This is a genomic window from Amycolatopsis sp. NPDC034160 (assembly GCF_055575355.1).
The window spans coordinates 69,565-92,607 of the sequence record NZ_JBVISU010000023.1 but is presented as its reverse complement, the minus strand read 5'-3'; the positions used below and the strand labels follow the sequence as shown (position 1 = coordinate 92,607).

At 69.3% G+C, this 23,043-nt stretch carries 24 protein-coding genes and 1 pseudogene; 8 read left to right on the top strand and 17 right to left on the bottom strand.

Annotation, left to right across the window (positions count from 1 at the left end):
- Nucleotides 1-127 precede the first annotated feature (127 nt).
- Nucleotides 128-1,126 carry a DHH family phosphoesterase gene (locus tag ACZ54P_RS33615; RefSeq protein WP_465465670.1) on the bottom strand — a complete coding sequence of 333 codons (999 nt, stop codon included), beginning with the start codon at nucleotides 1,124-1,126 and terminating at the stop codon, nucleotides 128-130.
- 40 nt (nucleotides 1,127-1,166) lie between these two features.
- Between ACZ54P_RS33615 and ACZ54P_RS33610 the strand changes: the two genes are divergently transcribed.
- Entirely contained in the window at nucleotides 1,167-2,210 is a 1,044-nt protein-coding gene (locus tag ACZ54P_RS33610) for a TRM11 family SAM-dependent methyltransferase (protein WP_465465626.1), read from the top strand.
- Between the two features lie 87 nt (nucleotides 2,211-2,297).
- Here ACZ54P_RS33610 and ACZ54P_RS33605 read toward each other — a convergent pair whose 3' ends face one another.
- The 8 genes from ACZ54P_RS33605 to rimP all read right to left on the bottom strand — a co-directional run bounded on the left by ACZ54P_RS33605 (nucleotide 2,298) and on the right by rimP (nucleotide 9,547).
- Nucleotides 2,298-2,552, bottom strand: a complete 255-nt coding sequence (locus tag ACZ54P_RS33605; RefSeq protein ID WP_465465625.1) for a hypothetical protein — start codon at nucleotides 2,550-2,552, stop codon at nucleotides 2,298-2,300.
- A gap of 19 nt (nucleotides 2,553-2,571) precedes the next feature.
- Nucleotides 2,572-3,438: an alpha/beta hydrolase gene (locus ACZ54P_RS33600; RefSeq protein ID WP_465465624.1), complete on the bottom strand. Its 867-nt coding sequence runs from the start codon at nucleotides 3,436-3,438 to the stop codon at nucleotides 2,572-2,574.
- Complete coding sequence (rbfA, locus tag ACZ54P_RS33595; protein ID WP_465465623.1) at nucleotides 3,419-3,895, bottom strand: 30S ribosome-binding factor RbfA; 477 nt, start codon at nucleotides 3,893-3,895, stop codon at nucleotides 3,419-3,421. Before rbfA ends, ACZ54P_RS33600 begins: the two co-directional genes overlap by 20 nt.
- A 203-nt stretch (nucleotides 3,896-4,098) precedes the next feature.
- The gene (locus tag ACZ54P_RS33590) at nucleotides 4,099-4,392 is read right to left on the bottom strand and encodes a DUF503 domain-containing protein (protein ID WP_061983838.1); all 294 of its coding nucleotides are present in this window, start codon (nucleotides 4,390-4,392) and stop codon (nucleotides 4,099-4,101) included.
- Between the two features lie 73 nt (nucleotides 4,393-4,465).
- Nucleotides 4,466-7,501: a translation initiation factor IF-2 gene (gene infB, locus ACZ54P_RS33585; protein ID WP_465465622.1), complete on the bottom strand. Its 3,036-nt coding sequence runs from the start codon at nucleotides 7,499-7,501 to the stop codon at nucleotides 4,466-4,468.
- An 86-nt stretch (nucleotides 7,502-7,587) separates the two neighbouring features.
- On the bottom strand, nucleotides 7,588-7,839 hold the full coding sequence (locus tag ACZ54P_RS33580; protein ID WP_465465669.1) for a YlxR family protein: 252 nt from the start codon (nucleotides 7,837-7,839) through the stop codon (nucleotides 7,588-7,590).
- Between the two features lie 131 nt (nucleotides 7,840-7,970).
- A complete protein-coding gene (gene nusA, locus ACZ54P_RS33575) occupies nucleotides 7,971-9,011 on the bottom strand; it encodes a transcription termination factor NusA (protein WP_465465621.1) in 1,041 nt (346 codons plus the stop codon).
- Nucleotides 9,008-9,547 (bottom strand): ribosome maturation factor RimP, encoded by a 540-nt coding sequence (rimP, locus tag ACZ54P_RS33570; protein ID WP_465465620.1) that lies wholly within the window; start codon nucleotides 9,545-9,547, stop codon nucleotides 9,008-9,010. The genes nusA and rimP overlap by 4 nt, the downstream gene beginning before the upstream one ends.
- 135 nt (nucleotides 9,548-9,682) lie before the next feature.
- Between rimP and ACZ54P_RS33565 the strand changes: the two genes are divergently transcribed.
- Nucleotides 9,683-10,621 carry a ferritin-like domain-containing protein gene (locus ACZ54P_RS33565; RefSeq protein WP_465465619.1) on the top strand — a complete coding sequence of 313 codons (939 nt, stop codon included), beginning with the start codon at nucleotides 9,683-9,685 and terminating at the stop codon, nucleotides 10,619-10,621.
- A 60-nt stretch (nucleotides 10,622-10,681) separates the two neighbouring features.
- Here ACZ54P_RS33565 and ACZ54P_RS33560 read toward each other — a convergent pair whose 3' ends face one another.
- From ACZ54P_RS33560 to ACZ54P_RS33540, 5 genes are all read right to left on the bottom strand, one after another.
- A complete protein-coding gene (locus ACZ54P_RS33560; RefSeq protein WP_465465618.1) occupies nucleotides 10,682-11,311 on the bottom strand; it encodes a hypothetical protein in 630 nt (209 codons plus the stop codon).
- Between the two features lie 88 nt (nucleotides 11,312-11,399).
- On the bottom strand, nucleotides 11,400-12,419 hold the full coding sequence (locus tag ACZ54P_RS33555; protein WP_465465617.1) for an aminotransferase class V-fold PLP-dependent enzyme: 1,020 nt from the start codon (nucleotides 12,417-12,419) through the stop codon (nucleotides 11,400-11,402).
- A gap of 11 nt (nucleotides 12,420-12,430) precedes the next feature.
- Complete coding sequence (locus tag ACZ54P_RS33550; RefSeq protein WP_465465616.1) at nucleotides 12,431-13,192, bottom strand: isocitrate lyase/PEP mutase family protein; 762 nt, start codon at nucleotides 13,190-13,192, stop codon at nucleotides 12,431-12,433.
- 43 nt (nucleotides 13,193-13,235) lie between these two features.
- Nucleotides 13,236-14,741, bottom strand: coding sequence for a PH domain-containing protein (locus ACZ54P_RS33545; protein ID WP_465465615.1), 1,506 nt, complete (start codon nucleotides 14,739-14,741; stop codon nucleotides 13,236-13,238).
- Nucleotides 14,738-15,280 (bottom strand): PH domain-containing protein, encoded by a 543-nt coding sequence (locus ACZ54P_RS33540; RefSeq protein ID WP_465465614.1) that lies wholly within the window; start codon nucleotides 15,278-15,280, stop codon nucleotides 14,738-14,740. The genes ACZ54P_RS33545 and ACZ54P_RS33540 overlap by 4 nt, the downstream gene beginning before the upstream one ends.
- A 61-nt stretch (nucleotides 15,281-15,341) precedes the next feature.
- Here ACZ54P_RS33540 and ACZ54P_RS33535 point away from each other — a divergent pair, with 61 nt between their 5' ends.
- Nucleotides 15,342-15,968, top strand: a complete 627-nt coding sequence (locus tag ACZ54P_RS33535) for a TetR/AcrR family transcriptional regulator (RefSeq protein ID WP_465465613.1) — start codon at nucleotides 15,342-15,344, stop codon at nucleotides 15,966-15,968.
- Nucleotides 15,969-16,075: 107 nt separating this feature from the next.
- Here the strand turns inward: ACZ54P_RS33535 and ACZ54P_RS33530 are convergent, their stop codons facing one another.
- A complete protein-coding gene (locus ACZ54P_RS33530; RefSeq protein WP_465465612.1) occupies nucleotides 16,076-17,530 on the bottom strand; it encodes an ArnT family glycosyltransferase in 1,455 nt (484 codons plus the stop codon).
- Between the two features lie 113 nt (nucleotides 17,531-17,643).
- On the opposite strand from ACZ54P_RS33530, the pseudogene ACZ54P_RS33525 reads away from it, so the two are divergent.
- Both ACZ54P_RS33525 and ACZ54P_RS33520 read left to right on the top strand, forming a co-directional pair.
- Nucleotides 17,644-18,874, top strand: a pseudogene (locus ACZ54P_RS33525) (sensor histidine kinase).
- Between the two features lie 7 nt (nucleotides 18,875-18,881).
- On the top strand, nucleotides 18,882-19,499 hold the full coding sequence (locus ACZ54P_RS33520) for a response regulator (RefSeq protein WP_465465668.1): 618 nt from the start codon (nucleotides 18,882-18,884) through the stop codon (nucleotides 19,497-19,499).
- Here ACZ54P_RS33520 and ACZ54P_RS33515 read toward each other — a convergent pair.
- Nucleotides 19,489-19,851: a winged helix-turn-helix transcriptional regulator gene (locus tag ACZ54P_RS33515; RefSeq protein ID WP_465465611.1), complete on the bottom strand. Its 363-nt coding sequence runs from the start codon at nucleotides 19,849-19,851 to the stop codon at nucleotides 19,489-19,491. The genes ACZ54P_RS33520 and ACZ54P_RS33515 overlap by 11 nt on opposite strands.
- Before the next feature lie 35 nt (nucleotides 19,852-19,886).
- A complete protein-coding gene (locus tag ACZ54P_RS33510) occupies nucleotides 19,887-20,468 on the bottom strand; it encodes a TetR/AcrR family transcriptional regulator (RefSeq protein ID WP_465465667.1) in 582 nt (193 codons plus the stop codon).
- 324 nt (nucleotides 20,469-20,792) lie between these two features.
- Here ACZ54P_RS33510 and ACZ54P_RS33505 point away from each other — a divergent pair, with 324 nt between their 5' ends.
- The 3 genes from ACZ54P_RS33505 to ACZ54P_RS33495 all read left to right on the top strand — a co-directional run bounded on the left by ACZ54P_RS33505 (nucleotide 20,793) and on the right by ACZ54P_RS33495 (nucleotide 23,036).
- A complete protein-coding gene (locus ACZ54P_RS33505) occupies nucleotides 20,793-22,049 on the top strand; it encodes an HNH endonuclease signature motif containing protein (protein ID WP_465465610.1) in 1,257 nt (418 codons plus the stop codon).
- Between the two features lie 454 nt (nucleotides 22,050-22,503).
- Nucleotides 22,504-22,875 (top strand): hypothetical protein, encoded by a 372-nt coding sequence (locus ACZ54P_RS33500; protein WP_465465609.1) that lies wholly within the window; start codon nucleotides 22,504-22,506, stop codon nucleotides 22,873-22,875.
- Nucleotides 22,872-23,036 carry a hypothetical protein gene (locus ACZ54P_RS33495; protein WP_465465608.1) on the top strand — a complete coding sequence of 55 codons (165 nt, stop codon included), beginning with the start codon at nucleotides 22,872-22,874 and terminating at the stop codon, nucleotides 23,034-23,036. The genes ACZ54P_RS33500 and ACZ54P_RS33495 overlap by 4 nt, the downstream gene beginning before the upstream one ends.
- Nucleotides 23,037-23,043: the final 7 nt, after the last annotated feature.

Below are 23,043 nucleotides of genomic sequence, written 5' to 3'. Positions count from 1 at the left end.
GGGTGTTCGTGGGGGAGAGAGGGGGAGGGAGGGGGGAGGAACTTCGAGCGACACCCCCCCGTGGGGGGGGGGGGGGGGGTTTGGGCCGAACCCCCCCCCCCCCCCCCACGACCACCCGCCCGCCAGGTCAGAGCAGAGGTGCCCTCGAGAGCGCCTCCTTCAGCCTGTCGAGTACCTCGCCCGCCGTACCCTCCGCCGTGCACCCGGCCGCCTGGCGATGTCCGCCTCCGCCGAGTTCCCCGGCCGCCGCCGAGACGTCGACACCGCCCGTGGAGCGGAGCGAGATCTGCCACCGCTGCTGGGGCCCGATCGGTTCGGCTTCCTTCAGCACCACGGCGACCCCGGCCTCGCGCGTGGACCGGACGACGTCGATGACCGCTTCGACCTCCTCACCGCGCACACTCCGCGCGACATCGCGCGTCACGACCGCGGAAGTGAGCCCGAAGCCGCGTGCCTCGCCCGGCTCGAGCCGGGCCCCCGCGAGGACCTCCGAGAGCATCGGCAGCCATGCGAACGGGTGATCGTCGACGATCTCGCGGACCACCTTGTCCGGGTCGACACCGGCTTCGAGCAGCTTCGCGGCCATCAGGTGGGTGGACGGCCGGGCCCGGCGGAACCCGCTCGTGTCGGTGACCAGCCCCGCGTACAGGCAGCGCGCGATCGGCTCGTCGATCTCGGTGCCGAGTTCCTGGAGCAACGCGAAAACGAGGACGGCGGTGGCTTCGGCGGTGTCGTCGACGACGTGCTTCGTGCCGTAGAAGACGTTGGACGCGTGGTGGTCGATCACCAGGACCTCGCCGCCGGCCGCGCGGACGGCGTCCACCCGCGGCGCGAGTTTCCCGAGCCTGCCCGGCGTCGGGGTGTCGAGCGCGACCAGCAGCCGCTCACTCTCCGGAAGCTCGCTCGCCGGGACGTAGAGCCCGCCGACGTCCAGGCTCCGCAGGGTTTCGGGCATCTCCTCGGGTTCACCGACCGAGACGCGGACCTTGACGCCGCCACGCAGCTGCAGCGCCCGGCCCAGCGCCAGCGCGCTGCCGAGCGCGTCGGCGTCCGGACGGACATGGCCGAGCAGGGTCACGTCGCTCGCGCGCGCCAGCAGGGCGGCGGCTTCCTTCAGGTTCGGGATGGGAGTCGCAGTCACAATCAGTCAAGCTACGCTCTGGCGGATGTCCGAGTACGCGATCCTGGTCTACCCGTCCGCCAACCGGGTCTACACCGACTCCGCTCCGGCCCTGCTGCGCGCCGAGCTGGCGGTGTTCGGTCTGTCCGCTCTCGAGACCGAAGTCTCCGAGATCGGCGAGACGGAACTCGGCGGCGTCGGCTACATCACCTTCACCACACCCGCCCCGTTGAGCGAACGCGATCTGGCGCTCCTCTCGAACCTTTCCGCGCTGTACGCGCTGTTCGAGCTCGGCGACGGTGTCCTGAAGCCGGTGACGATCAGCCCGCTGGCGAACTTCGACTCGGATCTGCTGACCATTCAGAAGTATCCGGGCAAGACGAACGAGCTGTTCACCAAACTGCTCGTCAACGTCACGCTGCTGTCGACGGCGAATCCGGCCGCGATGCTGGAGAAGCCGCTGCACCTGCTGGATCCGCTGTGCGGCCGCGGTACCACGCTGAACCAGGCGATGATGTACGGCTTCGACGCGACCGGTCTCGACGTCGACGGCAAGGATTTCGACTCCTACGAGCTGTTCATCAAGACCTGGTTGAAGCAGAAGCGGATCAAGCACAGCGCCGAATCCGGGCTGGTGCGCCGCAACAAGGTCCGGCTCGGCAGGCGGCTCGACATCGGTTTCGGGATCACCAAGGAGCAGTACAAGGCCGGCGAGGTCCGCAAACTGAGCTACCTCAACTGCGACACACTCACCACCGACGAACTGCTGCGGCCGAACTCGGTGGATCTCATCGTCACCGACGCCCCATACGGTGTGCAGCACGGCAGCCACCGCACTCAGGACGCGTCGCTCACGCGCAGCCCGCGTGACCTGCTCGCGGCCGCGGTCCCGGTGTGGACCAGGGTGCTGCGGCCCGGCGGCGCGCTCGGGATCTCGTGGAACACCAACGTCGCGCCGCGTGCGGAACTCGCCGCGATCCTGGACAAGGCGGGGCTGGAAGTCCGCGAGGACGGCCCGTTCGCGGACTTCTCGCACCGGGTGGACCAGGCGATCGTGCGGGACCTGGTCGTCGCCGCGAAACCCGCCTGACTCCCGCCCCACCCCCCGCGTTTCGTCCTCTGAATGCGGTAGTTCGTATCGCCGACCACCGCGTTTAGAGGACTAAGCGCGGCGGGGTCAGCCGGCGAGGTGGTGCTGGGCCACGTCGCGCAGCTGGATCTTGACGTTCTCCAGTGCCGCCGTCAGGTCGTCGATCAACCCGACGGCGTTCTGGATGGCGCCTTGGAGGGTGTCCGCGGTGGCGGTGTGCCCCAGCAGGGCCACCACCTGGTTCTGGATCGCCTCGAGTTCGGCCTTGGTCGCCAGGGCGACGCCGGTGGGGACCTGGTCGGCGAGCGCGTCCACCTGCTGGGCCTGTTCCTGGATGCTCATGTCTCCAGGATGGCCCCGATCAGGTGATGCGTTCCCCTACGAACTTCAACGCTTCGGGCATGATGCCCCGCCAGAAGTCGTCGTTGTGCTCCCCGGGGGTCATCTTCCCGACCGCGGGGTCGAGCGCCCTGATCAGTTTGCGGTCGGCTCCGGCGAAGGGATCCGAGTTACCGCACCACACCCCGGTCGCGCTGCCGTTGAGTTCGTCGGTGTGCAGCAGCGGTTCATGTGACTCCCACTGCGCACGGTCGGCGAAGACCTTGCGGGACTTGGCATCGGGCCAGCTGACGAACAGCGCCGCGCCCGCAACCGCGACGGCCTTGAGGTCCTTGTGCTCGCGGGCGTAGCGCAGCGCGCCGAAACCGCCCATCGAGATGCCGAACATCGCCGACGGCGGCCTCAATTGACGTTGGGCGAGCCAGCCGGGCAGTTCCTCGGACAGCATCCGCTGCGGGTCGTCGCCCTTGCCGACGTCCACCCAGTAGTTGTCGCCGTCGACGGCGGCGACGGCGAACCCGGGCAGACCGGCCGCGACGACCTTGTTCAGCGCGTCTTGCACGCCGAGGTCGAGGAAGGTCCGGGCGTCCGCGCCGCGACCGTGCAGGGCGACACAGACCGGCAGCCCGACCCGGGACGCGCCCTCCGGCGCGATGATGACGAGGTTGACTTCCCGGTTCCTGGCCGCGGAACGCATCCGCTGCACGGTGACCGCGGCGGTCAGCGGTGTCGGGCTGGTCGGCGGAGGCACCGGCGGTGGGCCCATCAGAGGCCGCTTTTCCGCGGCGCAGCCGGAAAGCAGCGCCGTGCCCCCGAGCGCCGCGGCTCCCAGCAGGAGGCCGCGCCGGCTTACGGCGTGGCCTCCTCCGTCAGCTCCGGCTCTCCTCATCGGCGAACTCATCGTCTTCGGCCTCTTCCCGTGGCGCCTTGTACGGGTCGGGTTCGCCGGCGTGCTGCGCCCCCGTCGCACGGCGGGCGACCTCAGCGTCGGCTTCCCTGGCCTTCGCGAGGAGATCCTCGATCCGCTTCGCGTCCTCAGGAATGCTATCGGCCACGAAGGTGAGCGTCGGAGTGTAGCGAACCCCGGTGCCCTGTCCGACCTTTGACCGCAAGACGCCGCGGGCGGATTCCAGCGCCGCCGCGGCACCCGTGTGGTCAGGGGCGGACTCGAGGTTTTCGCCCAGCACCGTGTAGTAGACCGTTGCGTCGTGCAGGTCGGCCGTGATCTTCGTGTCGGTGATCGTCACGTAGTTGAGCCGCGGATCCTTGATGTCGTGCTCGATCGCGTGGGCGACGATCTGTGAGATCCGCTTGGCGAGCTTACGAGCCCGAGCGGGGTCGGCCATGGGGATTCGTCTCCTCGAAAGATTTTCCGTCAGTGTTTGTCGGTGAACCCGCGCCGCGATCGACGTCGGCAGAACGCTGCCTGGTCGTGCCTGTCACGGTAAGCGATCAGGGCGCCCTGCCACCGCGATAGCGGGGCCTTCGGCCGGGCGGATTCACGCACATGCTCACCCTTCTGCTCGCATCTCAGCTCCGCCGACTGGGCTCAGTCGTCCGGGCCGAGTAGCCGGCGGTGGGCGGAGAGCAATTCGAACTCCGGCCTGCCCGCCACCAGCCGCTCACACGAGTCGAGCACGTCCCGGACGTGCTCGCCAGTCGCGGCGACCACGGCCACACCGATCAGTGCCCGCCGGTGCAGGTCTTGGTGGCCCGCTTCGGCGACAGAGACGTCGAAGCGCCTGCGCACCTCGGCCAGCACCGGCTTGATCACGGATCGCTTCTGCTTGAGCGAATGGACGTCGCCCAGCAGGATGTCGAGCTCCAAGGCTCCGATGAACATGGGGGGTGCCGGGTTGGGTGGAAGGTGAAGCGGCGCTCCCCCGCCCAGCTGCGGGGGAGCGCCGCCGTGTCACTTACACACGCGGCTTTTCGCGCTGCTCGTACGTCTCGATGACGTCGCCGAGCTTCAAATCGCTGTAGTTGCCCAAGGTGAGACCACACTCGAAGCCCTCGCGGACCTCGGTGACGTCGTCCTTTTCGCGCTTCAGCGAGTTGATCGGCAGGTTCTCGACGATGACGTTGCCGTCACGGAGGAGACGACCCTTGGCGTTACGCCGGATCTCGCCCGAGATGACCATGCAACCGGCGATCGTACCGACCTTCGACGACTTGAAGATCCCGCGGATCTCGGCCTTGCCCAGCTCGACCTCTTCGAAGATCGGCTTGAGCATGCCCTTGAGCGCGGCTTCGATCTCGTCGATCGCCTGGTAGATGACCGTGTAGTACCGGACGTCGACGCCCTCACGGGTGGCCCGCTCGGTCGCCTTGCCCTGTGCCCGCACGTTGAAGCCCAGGACGATCGCGTTGGACGCGGTCGCCAGGTCGATGTCGGACTCCGTGACGCCACCGACACCGCGGTGGACCACGTTGAGCTCGACCTCTTCTTCGCCGACATCCAGCTGCATCAGCGAGGCTTCGAGGGCCTCGACCGTACCGGAGTTGTCACCCTTGATGATCAGGTTAAGGGTGCTCGTCTCCTTCAAGGCCTCATCGAGGTCTTCCAGGCTGACCCGCTTACGACGCGACGCGTTGAGCGCGTTGCGGGTACGGGCCGAACGCCGCTCGGCGATCTGCCGGGCGACCCTGTCCTCGTCGACGACGAGGAACGTGTCACCGGCGCCGGGCACCGAAGTGAACCCGATGACCTGGACCGGACGCGACGGGGTCGCCTCCGTGACGTTGACGTTGTGCTCGTCGACCATCTTCCGCACACGGCCGTACGCGTCACCTGCGACGACGGAGTCACCGACGCGCAGCGTTCCGCGCTGGACCAGCACCGTGGCGACCGGACCGCGACCGCGGTCGAGGTGCGCCTCGATCGCGACACCCTGGGCCTCCATCTCCGGGTTGGCCCGGAGATCGAGTGCGGCATCCGCGGTCAGCAGGATCGCCTCGAGGAGACCATCGATGTTGATGTTCTCCCGCGCCGAGATCTCGACGAACATCGTGTCGCCGCCGTACTCCTCGGCCACGAGGTTGTACTCGGTGAGCTGCTGCCGGATCTTGTCCGGGTTCGCGCCCTCCTTGTCGATCTTGTTGATCGCGACCACGATCGGGGCCTTGGCGGCCTGCGCGTGGTTGATCGCCTCGACCGTCTGCGGCATGACGCCGTCGTCGGCCGCCACCACGATCACCGCGATGTCGGTCGAGTTCGCACCACGGGCACGCATGGCGGTGAACGCCTCGTGACCGGGGGTGTCGATGAAGGTGATCAGCCGCGGGTTGCCTTCGAGCTCGGTCTCGATCTGATAGGCGCCGATGTGCTGGGTGATGCCACCGGCTTCACCTTCGCGCACCTTCGTCTTGCGGATCGTGTCGAGCAGTCGGGTCTTACCGTGGTCGACGTGACCCATGATGGTCACGACCGGCGGCCTGACCTGCAGGTCCTCTTCCTCACCCGCGTCTTCGCCGTAGGTGATGTCGAAGGTCTCCAGCAGCTCGCGGTCTTCTTCCTCCGGGCTGACGACCTGGACGACGTAGTTCATCTCGCCGCCGAGCAGCTCGAGGATGTCGTCCGACACGGACTGCGTCGCCGTGACCATCTCACCGAGGTGGAAGAGCACCTGCACCAGCGAAGCCGGGTTGGCGTCGATCTTCTCGGCGAAGTCGGTCAGCGAAGCGCCACGCGGCAGGCGGATCGTTTCGCCGCTGCCCTTGGGCAGGCGAACGCCACCGACGCTGGGCGCCTGCATGTTGTCCATGTACTCCATGCGCTTCTGGCGCTTGGACTTCCGGCCCTTGCGAGCGGGACCACCGGGACGCCCGAAGGCACCCGCGGTACCGCCACGGCCACCGGGGCCACCACGGCCACCGCCGCCGCGGAAACCGCCGCCACCGGCCGGGGCACCGCCGCCGCCACCGGGGCCACCGCCACCGGGACGGAAACCGCCACCGCCACCGCCGCCGGGACGGAAACCGCCACCGCCGCCGCCACCACCACCGGGACCGCCGCGGAAACCTCCGCCGCCGCCACCGGGACCGCCACGAGCTCCGCCGCCGGGGCCACCACGGGCTCCGCCACCGGGACCACCACGAGCTCCGCCACCGGGACCACCGGCCGGACGGGCCGGACGGCCCGGCATCATGCCGGGGTTCGGGCGCGGAGGCATGTTGCCCGGGTTGGGCCGGTTACCACCGGGAGCGCCGCCACCGGGACGCGGGGCCGGACGGTCGCCGCCCTGCCCGCCACCGGGACGCGGCGGACGGTTGTCGCCGCCCTGCTGGTTTCCGCCGGGACGCGGACCCGACGGACGCGGGGCCGGGGAACCGGAACCCACACCGAACGGGTTGTTGCCGACGCGCGGGGTACGCGGGCCGGGCTTCGGGCCGCCGGGCTTCGGGCCCTGCGGCTTCGGCGGCACGACCGATCCCTGCGACGGCGTCGAGGACGCCGGCGGGGTGGCCGGTGCTGCCGGGGTTTCCTTGGTTTCGGGCTGCTTCGGCTCGACCGGAGCGGCCTTCGCGGCCGGAGCCACCTCTTCCTTGGGCGCCGGCGGCTTGGGGCCGGGGCGCGGACCCGGGCGGACACCCGGGGTGGAGGGGCGGGACGGCTGCTGAGCCGGGGCCGACGGAGCGGACGCCGCGGGGGCGGAGGCCGCCGGAGCCTCGGTCTGAGCCGCGGGCGCGGGCTGAGCCTGCTTCGCGGCCGGAGCCGGGGCGGCGGGCTTCGCGGGCGGCGCCGGCGAAGGACGCGGGCCGGGGGTCGGGACAGACTTCTTCTTGCCGTCCTTGGACGGGTACGCGTCACGGAGACGTCGGGCGACCGGCGCCTCGACGGTGGACGACGCGGACTTCACGAACTCGCCCTGTTCCTTCAACTTGGCGAGAACTTCCTTGCTGGTGATGCCGAGCTCTTTCGCGAGCTCATGTACTCGGGCCTTGCCTGGCACAGCTCTCCTCATCTGGGGAGGCCGGCGGCAGACCCGCAGACCTCGTCCTATTGTCGCGCGTTCATTGATTCAGCTTCACGGCTGACTCATGACGGGTCGACCTGCTTCCTGATTCCATCCGGCACCGGGGATGTCCCGGCGCCCTTAGTCTTCGGCGAGCGCTCCAGGCGTTCGTGGACACCCTGGGCGTCGAGCGACCCCGGAACACGAAGTGCTCGGGGAAATGCCCTGCGCCGCTCGGCCTTGGCCAGACAGTCCGGCACGGGGTGCAACCAAGCACCCCGGCCCGGCAACCGCCGACCTTCGTCGACGATCAGCCGCCCGTCCGCCGCGACCACTCGCAGCAACTCGCCGATCAAGGCCCGCCGACGGCATCCCACACAGGTGCGAACCGGAGTTTTCCGGTCATCCTGGGTGTCGGTCGCCGTCCGCAGGCTCTGAACCACTTGTAAGTCTACCGCTTCGACCTTCACTCAGCCGAACCGGTTGCCGCGGCGGGCCGCGCCTGCCCGGCGTGTGCTTCGTCACCCTGCTCAGGGGCGGCGTCGCTGCGGATGTCGATCCGCCATCCGGTCAGACGGGCGGCGAGGCGGGCGTTCTGCCCTTCCTTGCCGATCGCGAGCGAAAGCTGGTAGTCCGGGACGACGACGCGAGCGGTCTTGGCCCGCTCGTCGACGACCCGTACGGACACAACCTTCGCGGGCGACAGCGCATTCCCGACGAACTTGGCCGGCTCGTCGGAGAAGTCGATGATGTCGATCTTCTCACCCGCGAGTTCGCTCATCACGTTGCGCACGCGCGCGCCGACCGGGCCGATGCACGCGCCCTTGGCGTTGACGCCGGGCACCGTCGAACGGACCGCGATCTTGGTCCGGTGTCCCGGCTCGCGCGCGATGGCGGAGATTTCGACCGTGCCGTCGGCGATTTCGGGGACCTCGAGGGCGAACAGCTTGCGCACCAGGTTCGGATGCGACCGCGACAGCGTGATCTGCGGGCCGCGATTACCGCGCGCGACGGTGACGACGTAGGCCTTGATCCGGCTGCCGTGCTCGTAGGACTCACCGGGCACCTGCTCGACCGAAGGCAACACGCCTTCGATGTCGCCGACCTGGATGACGACCATGCCGCGGGCGTTGGCGCGCGCGTCGCGCTGCACCACACCGGCGACGATCTCGCCCTCCTTGGCGGAGAACTCGCCGAAGGTCTTCTCGTGCTCGGCGTCGCGCAGGCGCTGCACGATGACCTGCCGCGCGGTGGTCGCGGCGATCCGCCCGAAACCTTCGGGGGTGTCGTCCCATTCCTCGTCGGTCTGGCCGTCGGGGGTCAGGGTGTGGGCGAGGACGCGCACCAGCCCGGTCTTGTGGTCGATGTCGATACGGGCGTGCGGCTGGTGGCCCTCGGTGTGCTTGTACGCGGTGAGCAGCGCGGTCTCGATCGCATCGATCACCGTCTCGAAGGGGATGTCCTTGTCCCGTTCGATCGCGCGCAGCGCGGCGATGTCGACGTTCACTTCGGCTCCTCCTTCGGTTCGGTGGTGGCGGCGTTCAGAGCCGACGCATCGGTTTCCAACAGTTTCAGGTCCTCGGCAGGTGGTTGCTTGAACTCGATCTCGATGACCGCCTTGGCCACCGAGGTGTATCCGACGTCCCGGATCTCGCCGTCGACGAGCACGCGCGCGGACTTCTCCCCCGCGTGGCCGACGCGGCCGATGAACGGAGCCCCTTCGACGGGGGTGACCTTGACCAGGCGGAACTTCGCGCGCCGCCAGTGCCTTCGCTGGGTCAGCGGCCGGTCCAGTCCCGGTGAGGTCACTTCGAGGGTGTACGCGCTGGCGAGCACGTGCTCGTTCTCGTCGAGCACGGCGGAGACGGCGCGGCTGACGCTCGCCACCTCGTCCAGCCCGACGCCGTCGTCCCCGTCGACCACGACCTTCACCAGCTGACGGCGGCCTGCTTGCTGGACCTCGAAGGAATCGAGGTCGAAACCCGCGGCCTTGACGGCTTCGGCCACGATGGGCTCCAGCCTGCTGGCGAGGTCGTTGGGCACGGTGGAGCGCTCCTGTTCGGCTGTGGACGACCCGGCGGCGTGGATCCGGGTTCGGTAGTGGACCAGCTTATCTGGTGACCCCGGTGTGACGCGCGAGCGGCGGCCCCGCACGGGGTACTGGCAGGATGGGGCGGCGTGACCGGAACACCGACCGAGCCCACCTTGCCGAGCCGTCGTACTTTCCTGCGCGTGGGAGCGCTGGCCGCGTTGGCCGTGCCGTTGGCGGCCGCCTGTTCCCCAGGATACGACGAAAGCCCGGATCCACTGGCCCCCTTGCTGAGCGCCGCGGAGGCCGACGTGGCGGGCGCGAAAGCGCTGACCGGCGCCGAAGCCGAAGCGGTCGCGACGGCACGGGCGGCGCACGCGGCGGCGCTCAAGACCGAGGTGGACCGGCTCAACCGGCCGAAGCCGACGCAGTCCGGCCCGGCCGAGAACGCGCCGTCGTCCTTGGAGGGGCTCAAGGAACGGCTCGCGCAGGCCCGCAAGCAGGCCGAGGGCCTCGTGCCTTCGCTGCCCCGCTACCGCGCGGGGATGGTCGCCTCCATCGCGGCGGGCTGCGCGGCACTGCAGCAGAGTTCGGATCAGCTCGGCCGGGGCGACGACGCCGGCCCCGTCACGGTGCCGATCGGTCCTCCGCTGAACCAGGAGGCGACGGAGGCCGTGCAACAGGCGCTGGCCGCCGAGCATGCCGCGACCTGGGTGTACGGCCTGGTGAGCGCTTACCTTCCGGCGGCCTTCAGCGGCGCGGTGGCGCGGGGCTCGGCCGAGCACGTCAAACGGCGGGACGTCTGCGAACGGATGCTTTCCGCGTCGGGTCAGCCCCCCGCGGGCCCGGAGGCCGCGTACGTGCCGCCGAAACCGGTGACCGACGCGAACTCGGCGATGGAGCTGGTGGCGACGGCCGAAGCGGACGCGACGGCGGCTTGGCTCGGCGTGATCGACCGGACCGACGACACGGCCTTGCGGGCGACGGCGTTGAACGCGCTGATCGGTTCGGCGCGGCGCGGGACGGCCTGGCGGGCGGAGTTCGGCGCGAAGCCGGTGGCGATCGCGATGCCGGGCCAGACGACGTGAGCCCCTGCTCGTGAGTGGTAATGACGGTTCTAACCGTCATTACCACTCACGAGACCGGGCTCAGCGGCGCAGGTCACCCGAAAGCCGCAGGGCGTCGGTCGCGATCCGCTCCAGCACCGGCTTGTCCTTGTGCTTGTCGTAGAAGCCCGCCAGCACGATGGCCACCTCCGGTCCGGAGACCTTGGAGTCGTAAGCCGCGTCCTGCCCGGAGATCTTCGGGGCGCCCTGGCCCTTGAAGGTGCCGTCGCGCACGAGGTCGGACACGTTGCCCGTGCCGTCCTTGTCGGTGAGCGCCTTGAGCTGGGTCGCGGTGACCTCACCGGGCATGGTGACCAGGACGACCGACACCAGCGCCTTCTGCCCGCCGGTCTCGGTCGTGTACAGCGCCCGCGACAGCCGCGTGCACGGCGTCTGGGTGAAGAAATCCTTGGTGTCACCGTAGGACTTGCTCGCGCAGTCGGAGGTGACCTGCGGGCCCTCGACCAGCGTGTACTGGAACTGGCCACTCTTCGTGGGCGTGTCCGCGACCGGGGTCTTCTCCGGCTCGTGCCGGATCAGCCACCAGAGCAGGGACGACACGACCGCGATCGCGACCAGCGCGGCGCCTTTCAGCGCCAGGGCCTTGGTGTCCCTCGGCGGCTTGGGCGCGGGCGGAGACCCACCCTGCCCGCCCGGCCCTGCCGGTCGCACCGGCTGAAGCCGGGCCGTTTCCGTCGCTCCCGGGGTAAATTGCGCACCAACCACGGGGTCATACGGTAGTTCACCGCGCTCGTGAGGTTCACCCGAACGTGCTTATCACCCGTTCGACGTCGTCAGCCGTGTTGTAGAGGTGGAAGCCGAATCGCTGCCGTCCGGCCCGGGTACCGGCGGCGATGCCGGCTTCCTTCACCCGGTCGGCGGCCAGGTCGAGCGAGACGATCGCACTCCCCTGACCGGGTGAACCGTGCGCTTCGAGGAGCGAGTCGGCGAGACCCACGCAATGCGCGCGGACGGCTTCGAGATCCAAGGAGCCGAGGTAGTCCAGCGAGACGGCGGCGCCGACGAACGCGAGCCAGGCTGGGGACAGGTCGAGTGAGCGGGTGCCTTCGGCGAGCCTCAGCGGGAGACCGTAGACGGTCTGCCAGCGGTCTTCCCCGGCGTACCAGTTCGCGGCGACCGGCAGCGCCCGCTCCAGCACCCGCGGATGGGCGGCCAGCCACGCCGCCCCGCGCGGCGCGAGGAGCCACTTGTACCCGGCGGCGACCACCCAGTCGGCCCACTCCAGGTCGAGCGGCTGCCAGCCGGCGGCCTGGGTGGCGTCGAGCAGCACCGCCGCGTCCGCCGCCTCGGCCGCGGCGCGCAGCCTGTCGAGGTCGAGCTGGGCGCCGTCCGCCGACTGGACGACGCTGACCGCGACGAGGTCGTGCCCCTCGACGCGCTCGGTCAGCTCGGCCAACGGGACTTCGGTGACCTTCACCCCGCGATGTGCCTGGGCCGCGAACGGGAAGGTGACGCTGGTGAAGTCGTTCGCGGCGACGAGCACACTGGCGCCGTCGGGCAGCCCTGCCGCCACGTTCGCGATCAGCTGCGAGACGGTCGCCCCGATCGCGACCCGGTCGGCCGGGACCCCGATCAGCGCGCCGAACCCCTCCCGGGTGCGCGCGACGGGCTCGTCGAAGTCCGCCGGGCGGGCCTCGCCGCGCCGCCACCTCTCGACCGCTTCCGCCACCGCGTCGGCCGCGTGCGACGGCGGGATGCCGATGCTGGGTGTGTTCAGATATCCGGGCGGGCAGGCGAATTCGGCGCCGAAGCTCTGCATGCCTGGAGAGATTAGTGATTTTCCGGGAGCAGCCTCACGACCTCGTCGTAGGACGGCGGGGTCAGCGGGAGCTCGCCGCCGTCGCGGACGGCCTCCACCGTGCGCAGCGTGGCGGCCAGCGCCATCCGATACGGCAGGGAACCGAGGCTGATCCGCGCGACGCCGAGGCCGGCCAGGCCCGCGACGGTGACCCGGCCGGGCAGGAACAGCAGGTTCACCGGTACGCCGACGGCCTCGACCAGCCGCTCGACGTCGGCGCGTTCGGCGAGACCGGGTACGAACACCCCGTCGGCTCCAGCGTCCACATAGGACTGACAGCGGCCGATCGCGGCCTCGATGTCGGGCTGCCCCAGCCAATGCGTGTCGGTGCGCGCGTTGACGAAAAGGCCGGGAGCGCGTTCCTTCGCCACCGCGATCTTGGCCGCGTGCCGCACGGGGTCGCCCAGGGCGTCTTCGAGGTTGATTCCCGCGACGCCTGCTTCGGCGAGTTCCGCGGCGAGCGCCCCCACCTCGCCCGGGTCGTCACTGAAGCCTTCGGCGACGTCGACGCTGATGAGCGTGTCCAGCGCGGTCAACCGCCGCGCCAACCGGACGGTGGCGTCCTTGGAGGACGGGGCACCGTCCGGCTCGCCTTCGGCGGCCGAGACCCCGAGGCTCGTCGTGCCGAGTGCCGGGAAGTCTTGCGCGGCCAGGAAGGCGGCCGCGCCGAACTCCCAGACGTTCGGCAGGAGCAGGGGGGAACCGGGGACGTGCAGTGCGGCGAAAGCGGTCATGTCCCGACGGTAGCCAGCGGACGCTTCGGTGGCGGCCGAAGCGTCAGGCCCGCTCCAGGAACGGGGTCAGCAGCTCCGGCACCGATTCCTCGGCGAACAGCAGGCCCTGCTCCTCCCCCGCGTCGTACACCGAGTACGCCCCGGCACCGGCGGCCGTGGTCGCGACGACGGTCAGCAATCCCTTGCGCCGCTGGAAGATCGACTGCTTGACCGTCCAACCGATCACGCCGTCGCGTTCCAGGGCGAAGGTGCTCCGCCGCACGGTCCCGTGCCGCCCGACGAGGTAGCGCCCGGTGATCCCGTGCCCGAGGTTGCGGTAGGCGTCCAGCGCCAGCAGCACCGACACCGGCAGCAGCACGACGCCGAGCGCGGCACCGATCACCAGAAGGACGTCGGTCAGCAGGAAGCCGAGGACCGCGAAGACCGCCAGCAGCGCCACCACCGAACCGACCCACCAGCGCAGCAGCCGTCCCCGGGCCGCGCCCGGATGCGCGGTGAGCCGGATGGCTTCGGTCGGCGAGACCGGCTCGCGCAGCACGTCCGCGGCGATCCGGTTGGCCGTCGCGACCGGCGCGGCGGGCAGGAGCGTGTGGTAGTCGGTCTTGTCCTTGTCGTCGCTCCGACGCATGCCGGTGGCGATCGCGTCGACGCGTGCCGCGCCGGAGATCCGGTTCCCGAGCGGCTCGACGAGGTCGATGCCGCGCAGGCGGCGTTCCTCGATCGAGATCGAGCGGGTGGTGAACAGCCCGCGACGCACGCGCAGGGTGCCGCCGGATTCGCGGTCGAGCCGGTAGTTCCACCACATCTCGACCCACAGGCCCAGCGCGCCGACCAGGCCGACGACCATCGCGATCGCCAGCAGGACCAAGACCGCCACCACCAGCGGGATCCCGCGGAACAGCCCGATCACCCAGTCGATCAGCCCCTTCCGCAGCCCCACCCATTCGGAGATCTGCATGAGACCGCCGCCCGCGGCGAGCCCCAGCGTCGGAGTCAGGAACGACATCGGCGCGTAGCGGATCCATCGCGGGTCCAGCACGGCGAGTGGCGCGTTCTCGTCGGTTTCCACTGTTTCGGCGCGACGCAGAAGTTCCGCGCGCAGCCGTTCGGCTTCGGCACGCGAGACCGGGTTGAGTTTGACCCGGCCCTGGCCGCCCGATTCGGGCGAGCCGGTGCCGATGGTCACCACCGCGACACCGAACACCCGCTGCAGCGGGTTGGCCGTCAGGTCGACGTTGCGGATCCGTTCGCGCTGCAGGGACTTCCGCGAGCGGAAGACCAGGGTGAACGCGGTCTCCAGCCGATCCGGCGTGAGCCGGTACCGCACTCCCTTCCAGTAGAACAGTTCCGCCAATACGCCGCCGCCGACGAGGACCGCCCCGCCGGCGACGACCCAGGCGAGCGCGACCCAGAACCGCGCGCCACCGCCGACGATCGCGACCATGGTCGGGATCGCGGCTCCCACCGCCACTCCGGCCATCGTCAACGCGGTCACGGCGAGCGTCCGCTTGTCGAGGGTGCTCCAGCCCTCGAATTCGCCCGAGGTCATGTCGCGTCCCCCGGCGTCGCCTGCGTCGTTTCGGTGAGCTGCTCGGCCAGGCTCGCGGCCAGTTCGTGGTCGAGCCCCTGGATCTTGACCGCGCCCCGCGCCGACGCCGTCGTGACCGTGACGGTCGCGAGCTTGAACAGCTGCTGCAGTGGTCCGCGCAGGGTGTCCACGGTCTGGATCCGGGACATCGGCGCGACCCGCCACTCCTGCCAGAAGAACCCCGAACGCGTGTACACCGCGGTCTCCGTGACCTCCCAGCGGTGGACCTTGAACCACCACACCGGCATCGCGATCACCCACACCAGGCCCAGCACCGCGAGCACGGCCGCCGGTGTCAGCAGCCAGGTCCGCGCGGGCGTGATGAGCAAGCCGAGCAGCAGCAGAACCAGCACCGGCGCTCCGAAGAACACCGTTCCCTGCAACCGCCACCAGCCGAGTACACGCCGGTCCAGCGCGTTCCGCGGCGGCCTCAGCCGCACCTTCCCCCGATCGGCTTCCACCGAGTTCACCCCCGACGATCGTTTACAATGCGATCGCATCGTAATAGCGTGGGACAGTAGTGGCAATGCGATCGCATTGCAAACGGCCTCGGCGGAACGGATGGTGAAGGTGCCGAAGCAGGTGGATCACGCCGCGAGGCGGGCCGAGATCGCCGAGGCGCTGACGCGGCTGACGGCCACACGCGGCCTCGAAGGCGTGAGTCTCCGGCACGTCGCGGCGGAGGCAGGCATGTCGATGGGCCTGGTACAGCACTATTTCAAGACCAAGGACGAGATGCTGCTGTTCGCCGTCGAACGCCGCTCGCAGGTGTACGAAGAACGCCTCAAGGCCCGGCTGGCGGCCGGCGAACTGCCGTCGACACCCAAGGCCATCCTTCGCGCGATCATGACCGAGATCCTTCCCCTCGACGAGCGCAGCCGGGGCGACTGGCTGATGGGCGTCGCGTTCTTCATCCGCACGATCTCCGACCCGTCGTTCGCGGCCGCGTACACCGAAGGCGTACCCCAGTTGTTCGAACTGTTCGCCGTGCTGATCCGGCAGGGACAGGAGGCGGGCGATGTCGACAAGTCGGCCGACCCGGAGCACGAAGCGGCGATCCTCTGGGCGCTCGCCGATTCACAGGGCACCAACATCGTGATGAGGCACCGCACCCCGGACGAGGCCGTGTCCACTGTGGACTACTACCTCGACCGGCTTTTCGGTGCCGGTTCAGCTTCCGCCGGATGAGGACGCCACCGACGCCCGCACCGCGCGCAGCTCCCGGAACAGTTTCCGCAGCGCCGGAACCGCGCTCAGCACGAGATCGGTCAGCGCGGCAGGAAAGTTCGGTCATCTCAGTGCCTCTCCAGCTTCGGCCAGATCTCGTCCCACGAACCCCGCCTGCCGTCGTACCGCCACAGCAGCCCTTCCACCACCGGGGTCACCTCGGCGAAGTACGGCTTGAGCAGTCCCGGATCGAATCCGGCGAACAGCACACTGTCCGCGGACTCCGGCGGGCGGTCGAAATACCAGTAGCCGCGATGTCCACTGTAGACATTTTCGATGCCGTACTGCCGACCGTAGAACTCGGTCGCGGCGGCGAACGGGTAGATCTCGGCGTAGACGGCGGTGTGTGCCTTCTTTTCCGGTGGCAGGGCCGCATAGGTCTCACCGATCACCTTGACCAGCTCACGTTGCGGCAACTCGCCCCCGGCGAAGGAACTGCCCAGTGCGATCGGGCCGATACTGGTCCGCGTCATGGTCGCCGGGAAGATCGGCAGGCCCGCGAGGGTGACCACCGCCGAAAGCACCATCGCGGGCCACGCCACCAGCCGCCACCGGGGAACGTGGTGCGCGAAGCCGGTCGCCGCGGCGGCGAACGGCAGGGCGAACACGCTCATCAGGTAGTAGGAACGGCCGTGCAGCACCAGGAACGCCACGATGAGCGCGGCTATCGCTACCCCCAAGAAGCGATAGCCGCGAAGGTCCCGTGAAGAGATCAGGCGGACGAGGCCGTAGACGAACGCGAGCACACCCGCGCCGACTCCCGCGGTCAGGAAACCATCGCGGAGGAAGGGCAACGTGCCGGGGAATTCCGCGGCCACGACGTCGTTCATGAGCAGGTACGGCCAGCCGTTCTTCGCCTGCCAGATCAGGGTCGGCACAGTCGCGGCGACGGCGATTCCGGCGCCCAGCCACCATTTCGGGCGCCGCACGAGTTCCCGGGGCCCGAGCACGAGCGCGCCGACGAGGGCGAACGCCCAGAAAGCGGGAATGAGGAACTTCGTCTGCAGGGAGACAGCGGTGACCACGCTGGCCCACACCAGCAGCCCGTCGCGGCGGACGCGTACCCAGCGGACCACCAGCCAGACGATCACCGTCCACAGGAACGGATCGAGGACGTACGTGCCGATCCAATGGCTGACGATGATCACCCCGGACGTCGCGTAGAGCCCGGCCGCGAGCACCTGCGCGCCGCGTCCACCGCCCAGTTCCCTGGCGATCAGCGCGGTGACGACCACCCCCGCCGCCGCGGCCAGCGTCATCGGCAGGCGGAGCATCACCAGCGAACCGGGGAACAGCCAGTCCATCGCCCCGGCCAGCGCCGGGATCAACGGCGGCTGGTCGAAATAGCCCCACGCCAGGTGTTCCCGGCCCGCCATCAGGAAGTACAACTCGTCGAAACCGTGCGCGTACCGGCCGCTGGTGGCCAGCAGGGCGGCTCCGGCCAGCGCGGCGACGACGAACACCGGCAGGCGGGCGAAGGTCTGCTCCTGTCCTGTTCGGACGGTCTGGGTCGCGATGCTCATGTGCCCAGTCCAGCCGAGATACTCTCGCCCGGATACCGGGTAAGGAGGGTGATCGGATAGCCGAAAGTTGCGGATCTCCCCGCCAACGGACCCCGCGTGGTTACCGTGACCGGGTGGAGAAAAGCAGGCCGTTCCGGCCCGGTCCGGCCGACACCTTCTGGCTCACGGTGGCGGCGTTCGCGTTCGCGGGCCTGGACATCACGCTGTTCGTGTTCGGCGAGCCGACGACAGGCTGGATGGGTCCTGCGGCGGGAGTCATCCTGCAGGTGCTGCTCGATCTCTCGTTGCTCCTGTTGTTCCGGTTCCCGCGGCTGGTCGCGGGCCTGGTTCTGGCGGGCGTGCTGCTGATGCTCGCCTCCGATCTGCTCTCCCCCGGGTTGCTCGTGCCGGAGCGGCAGTTGACGTTGATGACCGTCCCGTCGATCACCCCGGTCGTGCTGAGCCAGCTGGCGCGCCTGATGGACCGGCGGACTCTCCTGTGGCTGACCGCGATCCTGGTGGTCTGCGCGTCCCGACCGTGGAACGCGCACTGGAACACCACGCCGTTCGGCCTGCTGAGCACGGCGTTGCCCACCACGATCTCGCTGTACTTCGAGGCGCGGCGCCAGTTGCTGCGCTCGCTGCGGGACCGGGCCGAACGCGCCGAACGCGAGCAGCATCTGCTCGCCGAACGCGCCCGCGCCGAGGAGCGACGGAAACTGGCCGAGGAGATGCACGACGTCGTCACCCACCGGCTGAGCCTGATGGTGCTTCACGCCGGCGCGCTCGGCGTCGTCTCGGCCGACGAGGCGGTGCGGACCTCCGCCGAGGACATCCGGCGTGAAGGCGCGCTGGCACTGGACGAACTGCGCGACCTCGTCGGGGTGCTGCGCAACGGCGCGAACGCCGGACCGCGCACCCTCACCGACGGTACGACGGGCGATCCGGCGACGCTGGTCGCGGAATCGAGTTCGGTGGGCATCCCCACCGAGCTGACCGTGCACGGCGATCCCGGGCGGATCTCCCCCACCGTCGCGCGTACGGCGTACCGCGTCGTGCAGGAGGCGCTGACCAACATCCGCAAGCACGCGCCGGGCTCGACGGCGACCGTCGAGCTTCGCTATAACGCGGACGGTCTGGACATCGCCGTGGAGAACACGCGGGCGGGGGCGCCGGCCGATCCCGCGCTGGCGGGCAGCGGATCCGGCGCCGGTCTGGCGGGGCTGCGGCACCGCGTCGAGCTGATCGGCGGCCGGTTCGACGCGGGCCCGATCGCGGGCGGCGGATACCGCGTCGATGCGATACTGCCCGCCTACGTCCCGACGACGGAAGGAGATGCGTGATCCGGGTGGTCGTCGTCGATGACGAACCGATGGTCTGCGCGCATCTGCGGACGATCCTCGGTTCGGCGGCCGACATCGAAGTGGTGGCGCAGGCCCAGGACGGCGCTGAGGCCGTCGAAGCCGTCGTCCGGCACCGGCCGCGGGTGGTACTGATGGACCTGCGGATGCCCGGCGTCGACGGGCTGACCGCCATCGAACGGATCACGAAACTCCCGGAGCCGCCCGCGGTCGTCGCGCTGACGACGTTCGACGCGGACACCTACGTCATCCGCGCGCTGCGGGCGGGCGCGGCCGGGTTCCTGGTGAAGTCGACGCCGCCGGAGGATCTCATCGGCCTGGTCCGCGTCGCCGCCGACGGGCACACCGTGCTGTCTCCCGAGGCCGCGCGGCGGCTGGTCGCGATGTCCGCCGACGGACGGCGTCGCGGCGACGACGCGCGACGCAGGACCCAGGGACTCACCGAGCGGGAAACGGACGTCCTCGCCTGCCTCGGCGAAGGACTGTCCAATGCGGACATCGCGGCGCGGCTGCATCTGGCGGAGGCGACGGTGAAGAGTTACGTGTCGCGGATGCTGGTCAAACTGGACTGCGCGAACCGGACCCAGGCGGGCCTGCTGGCGCACGAGGCCGGTCTGGTCAAGCGCTGAGCTGCCCGTCGTGGGCGCGACGGGCGTCGAGGACCTCGCCCATGTGCACGCGAGCCCACTTGTCGAGCATGTCGAGCGGTTCGGCCAGGTTGCGGCCGAGGTCGGTCAGCTCGTACTCGACGTGCGGCGGGACCTCCGGATACGCGGTGCGGGTCAGGATGCCGTCGCGGACGAGGCTGCGCAGCGTCTGGGTGAGGACCTTCTGCGAGATGCCGCGCACGCGTTTGCCGATTTCGGTGAACCGGAGCGGCCCGTCGCCGAGCACGCCGACGATCAGCACGGTCCACTGGTCGCCGATGCGGTCGAGCAGCGCACGGGTGGGGCAGTCGGGGTCGTACGGGTTTCCGAGCACGTGACCTCCTCACTCTCCCGGAGAGAGTAACATGCCTAATGAGAGGGACTGGGCTGCATCAACGCCTCGAACAGCAGGATGAGGTGACGGCGGCCGCGGTCCCAGCGTGCCTCCAGTTCGTCCTGGTCACGGGTCGCCCAGCTGGCGATGAGGATGCCGCGGACGACGTCCATCGCCGTGTACACCGCGTGCAGGAACTCCGGATGCGCCGAGTGGTCCGGCAGCAGCGCCTTGCCGAACTCGACGAGACTGCTCGTCGCGATCGGCTCGACCACCGCCATCTGCGCGCGCAGTTCCGGATCGGTGCGCGAGGCCACCCACAGTTCGACGGTCGCCGAGAAGACCGGCCCCTGGTGCATCTCCCACATCAACTGCAGCGCGTCCCCGACCGGGTCGGCCGACGCCTTGAGCCGGTCGATCTCCGCCATCGCGACCTCGGTGCGCTTGGCCGCGAGATGCCGGATCGCGGAGGTGACGAGGTCGGCTTTGGTCGGGAAGTGGTGCACCTGCGCGCCACGGGTCACCCCGGCGCGGTCCGCGACACGGGTGGTCGTAGTACCTGCGTAGCCGTACTCGACGAGACAGTCGATCGTGGCGTCGAGCAGCCTCACGCGCATCGCGGCGCTGCGTTCCTCCTGCGTGCGTCGTGGGGCTGCCATGCGCCTACTTTATGGGGCGCCTCGCGAGGCGCGCGTCACGAGGCTGTCGACCATCCGCCCGATGAAGCGACCGAGGACGCATGCGCAGGGTACGGCCGTGGACTCTCCATGCCGGACTCCTTCTCCCTCTTCTTCAGATTTAGTCCTCTAAATGCGTCAACTCGGCGTAGGCGCACGCATTCTCTCTACGGCACATTTACCCCGTCGGGTGAGATGGTCGACTTGTGGACGCTACGCTAATCGGACTAGCACACGTGTTCGATCTTCGGTATCGTTGAGTTCGTGGCCAGCGAAAACAGTCCTCAGCCGGCGCGCTCCGAGTGGTGGCGTGCCGATACTGCGACGCTGCATGCCCGTAAGCAGGAGATCGAAGTCTTGAAGCGTCAATTAGATGCGGAGCAGAATGCGATCCTGGCGGAAATCAATAATCGTGGGGTTCGTGGATGTTCTGGTCATTCGACGTTGTCGGCGCTGATCTTCGAGGACTTCCGTGTGACCGATAGGGAAGCCAATGCCCGCGCTGATCGGGTGCTGGCGTTGCATGCCGGGGTGGTGGTGGGTGGCGAGGTCGTGCCACCGCTGGCGCCCTTGACGGCCGAAGCCGCCGCGGAGGGCGCGATCGGCGGTAGTCAGATCGACGCGATCATCCGCACCCTCGCCCGGATTCCGTCCACCGTCCCGGAAGAAGACGTGCGCGGTGGGGAGAAGATCCTGGTCGAGCTGGCTCGCCGGGCCGGGCCCCGGCAGATCGCCCGGGCCGGGCGACGGCTCTTGGACAAGCTCGACCCTGACGGGAAAGAACCCCGCAACGAGGACCCAAAAGACGTCCGGCCGGAGCTGCGGTTCATCACACACCGCGACGGCACCCTCGGCCTCACAGCCACCCTCGACCTCGAAACCTATGCGCGATTGAAGTCCGACCTCGACCCCATGGCCAAACCCCACAAAGCCATCGACGGGGTCCGCGACTCTCGTACCCCCGACGAACGCTACGGGGATGCTTTCACCGACTACGTGCGGTTGAAGACCACAAGCCGGAACCTGCCCGGCCAGGCCGGGGAAGCCACCCACATCCTGATCACCATGTCGTATGAGGACCTGATCAACGATCTCGGCGAGGCGCATCTGGATCTCGTCGGGCCGATCAGCGCCACCGACGCCCGCATCCTGGCCTGCGACGCCCGCGTCCGGCCCGGAGTACTGGGCACCGCAGGCGAACCGCTGGACATCGGCCGATCCAAAAGGACAGTGTCACTGGCGCAGAAATACGCCTTGACCATCCGCGACGGAGGCTGCGCCTTCCCCGGCTGCGACATGCCGGTGCCACGCTGCACCGCCCACCACATCGTCTTCTGGCGACACCACGGCGATACGAAAATCGACAACCTCGTCCTCCTGTGCACCAAGCACCACCGGCTGATCCACCACAGCGAATGGAAGGTACAGATCGCGCAGGATGGGCTGCCGGAGTTCACTCCACCCGCTTACCTCGACCCCACCGGGACTCCGAGGCGCAACACCATGCACCTCAAGGCATAGATCGACCGGGATGGACCATGCCTTCACGCGCGACGCCTCCGCGGGTCGTGAGTAATTATTTGTGTTCCAGTGAGCGGTAAGGCAAACGTCGCGTGTTCGGGGCCCAGCCGCGCCCCGCGTGGCATCCCGGATTTCGCGGGCGAACCCGGCTCCGTTGGCTCCTCGCATTCAGAGGACTAAACGCGGATGCACTCCACGCATTCATCATGGGGTGCGCCAAAGTTGTCGTGACCGGCACCTCTGCGGTGAGCGTTTCCTCGAAGCCTGCGCCCGCTGGCCTTCAGGGCATGCCACGTTTGTCTTACCTCTCAATAGCCCGAATCGCCACTCACGACCAATCCAGCCCCACCCTCACCGAAAGCCTCGAGCCTCGAGCGACCAAGGGGACCCATCGCTTACAAAACTCGAACAGAGACCCCACATTCCTCGTATCAGCCGGCGCGAAGCTCTCCGTATGCCGAAACACACCATCGCCGCCTGCCTCACCGCGGCAGGCCTCATCGCCCTCGCCCCCGCCGCTTCGGCGCAGACGAATCCGATCACTCTCAGTCCGGAAGAGTCCCAGCAGCTGTGCGCCGACTGGCTGCCCAAGCTCACCCAGCGCACCGCGAAGCTGACCGACCGCATCAACGGCGGCCCCGAGCTCCGCGGTTCCGTCGCGAATCTCAAGGCCAGGGCCGAGGACCAGCGCAAGAAGGGGCACAACGACGCGGCCGACAGGCTTCAGAAGCGGGCCGACAAGCGCGGCGGGCGGCTTCCCGAGCTCACCGCGGCGAAGCAAAAGGTGGACGCCTTCACGGGCGCGCACTGCAAGGCGGGCAAGTGAGGCGCCTCCTGGCCGCGACCCTGACCGCGCTGGCGCTGACCGGCGCGGCCGCGTGCACCGATCGAGAGCCGGCTTCGAGCCCGTCGCCCGGTGAACTGAGCGACGTCCAGCGCACCCTCGATGCGATCGAACAGGACATGGCCGGCGATCCGGCCCCGTGACAGGATC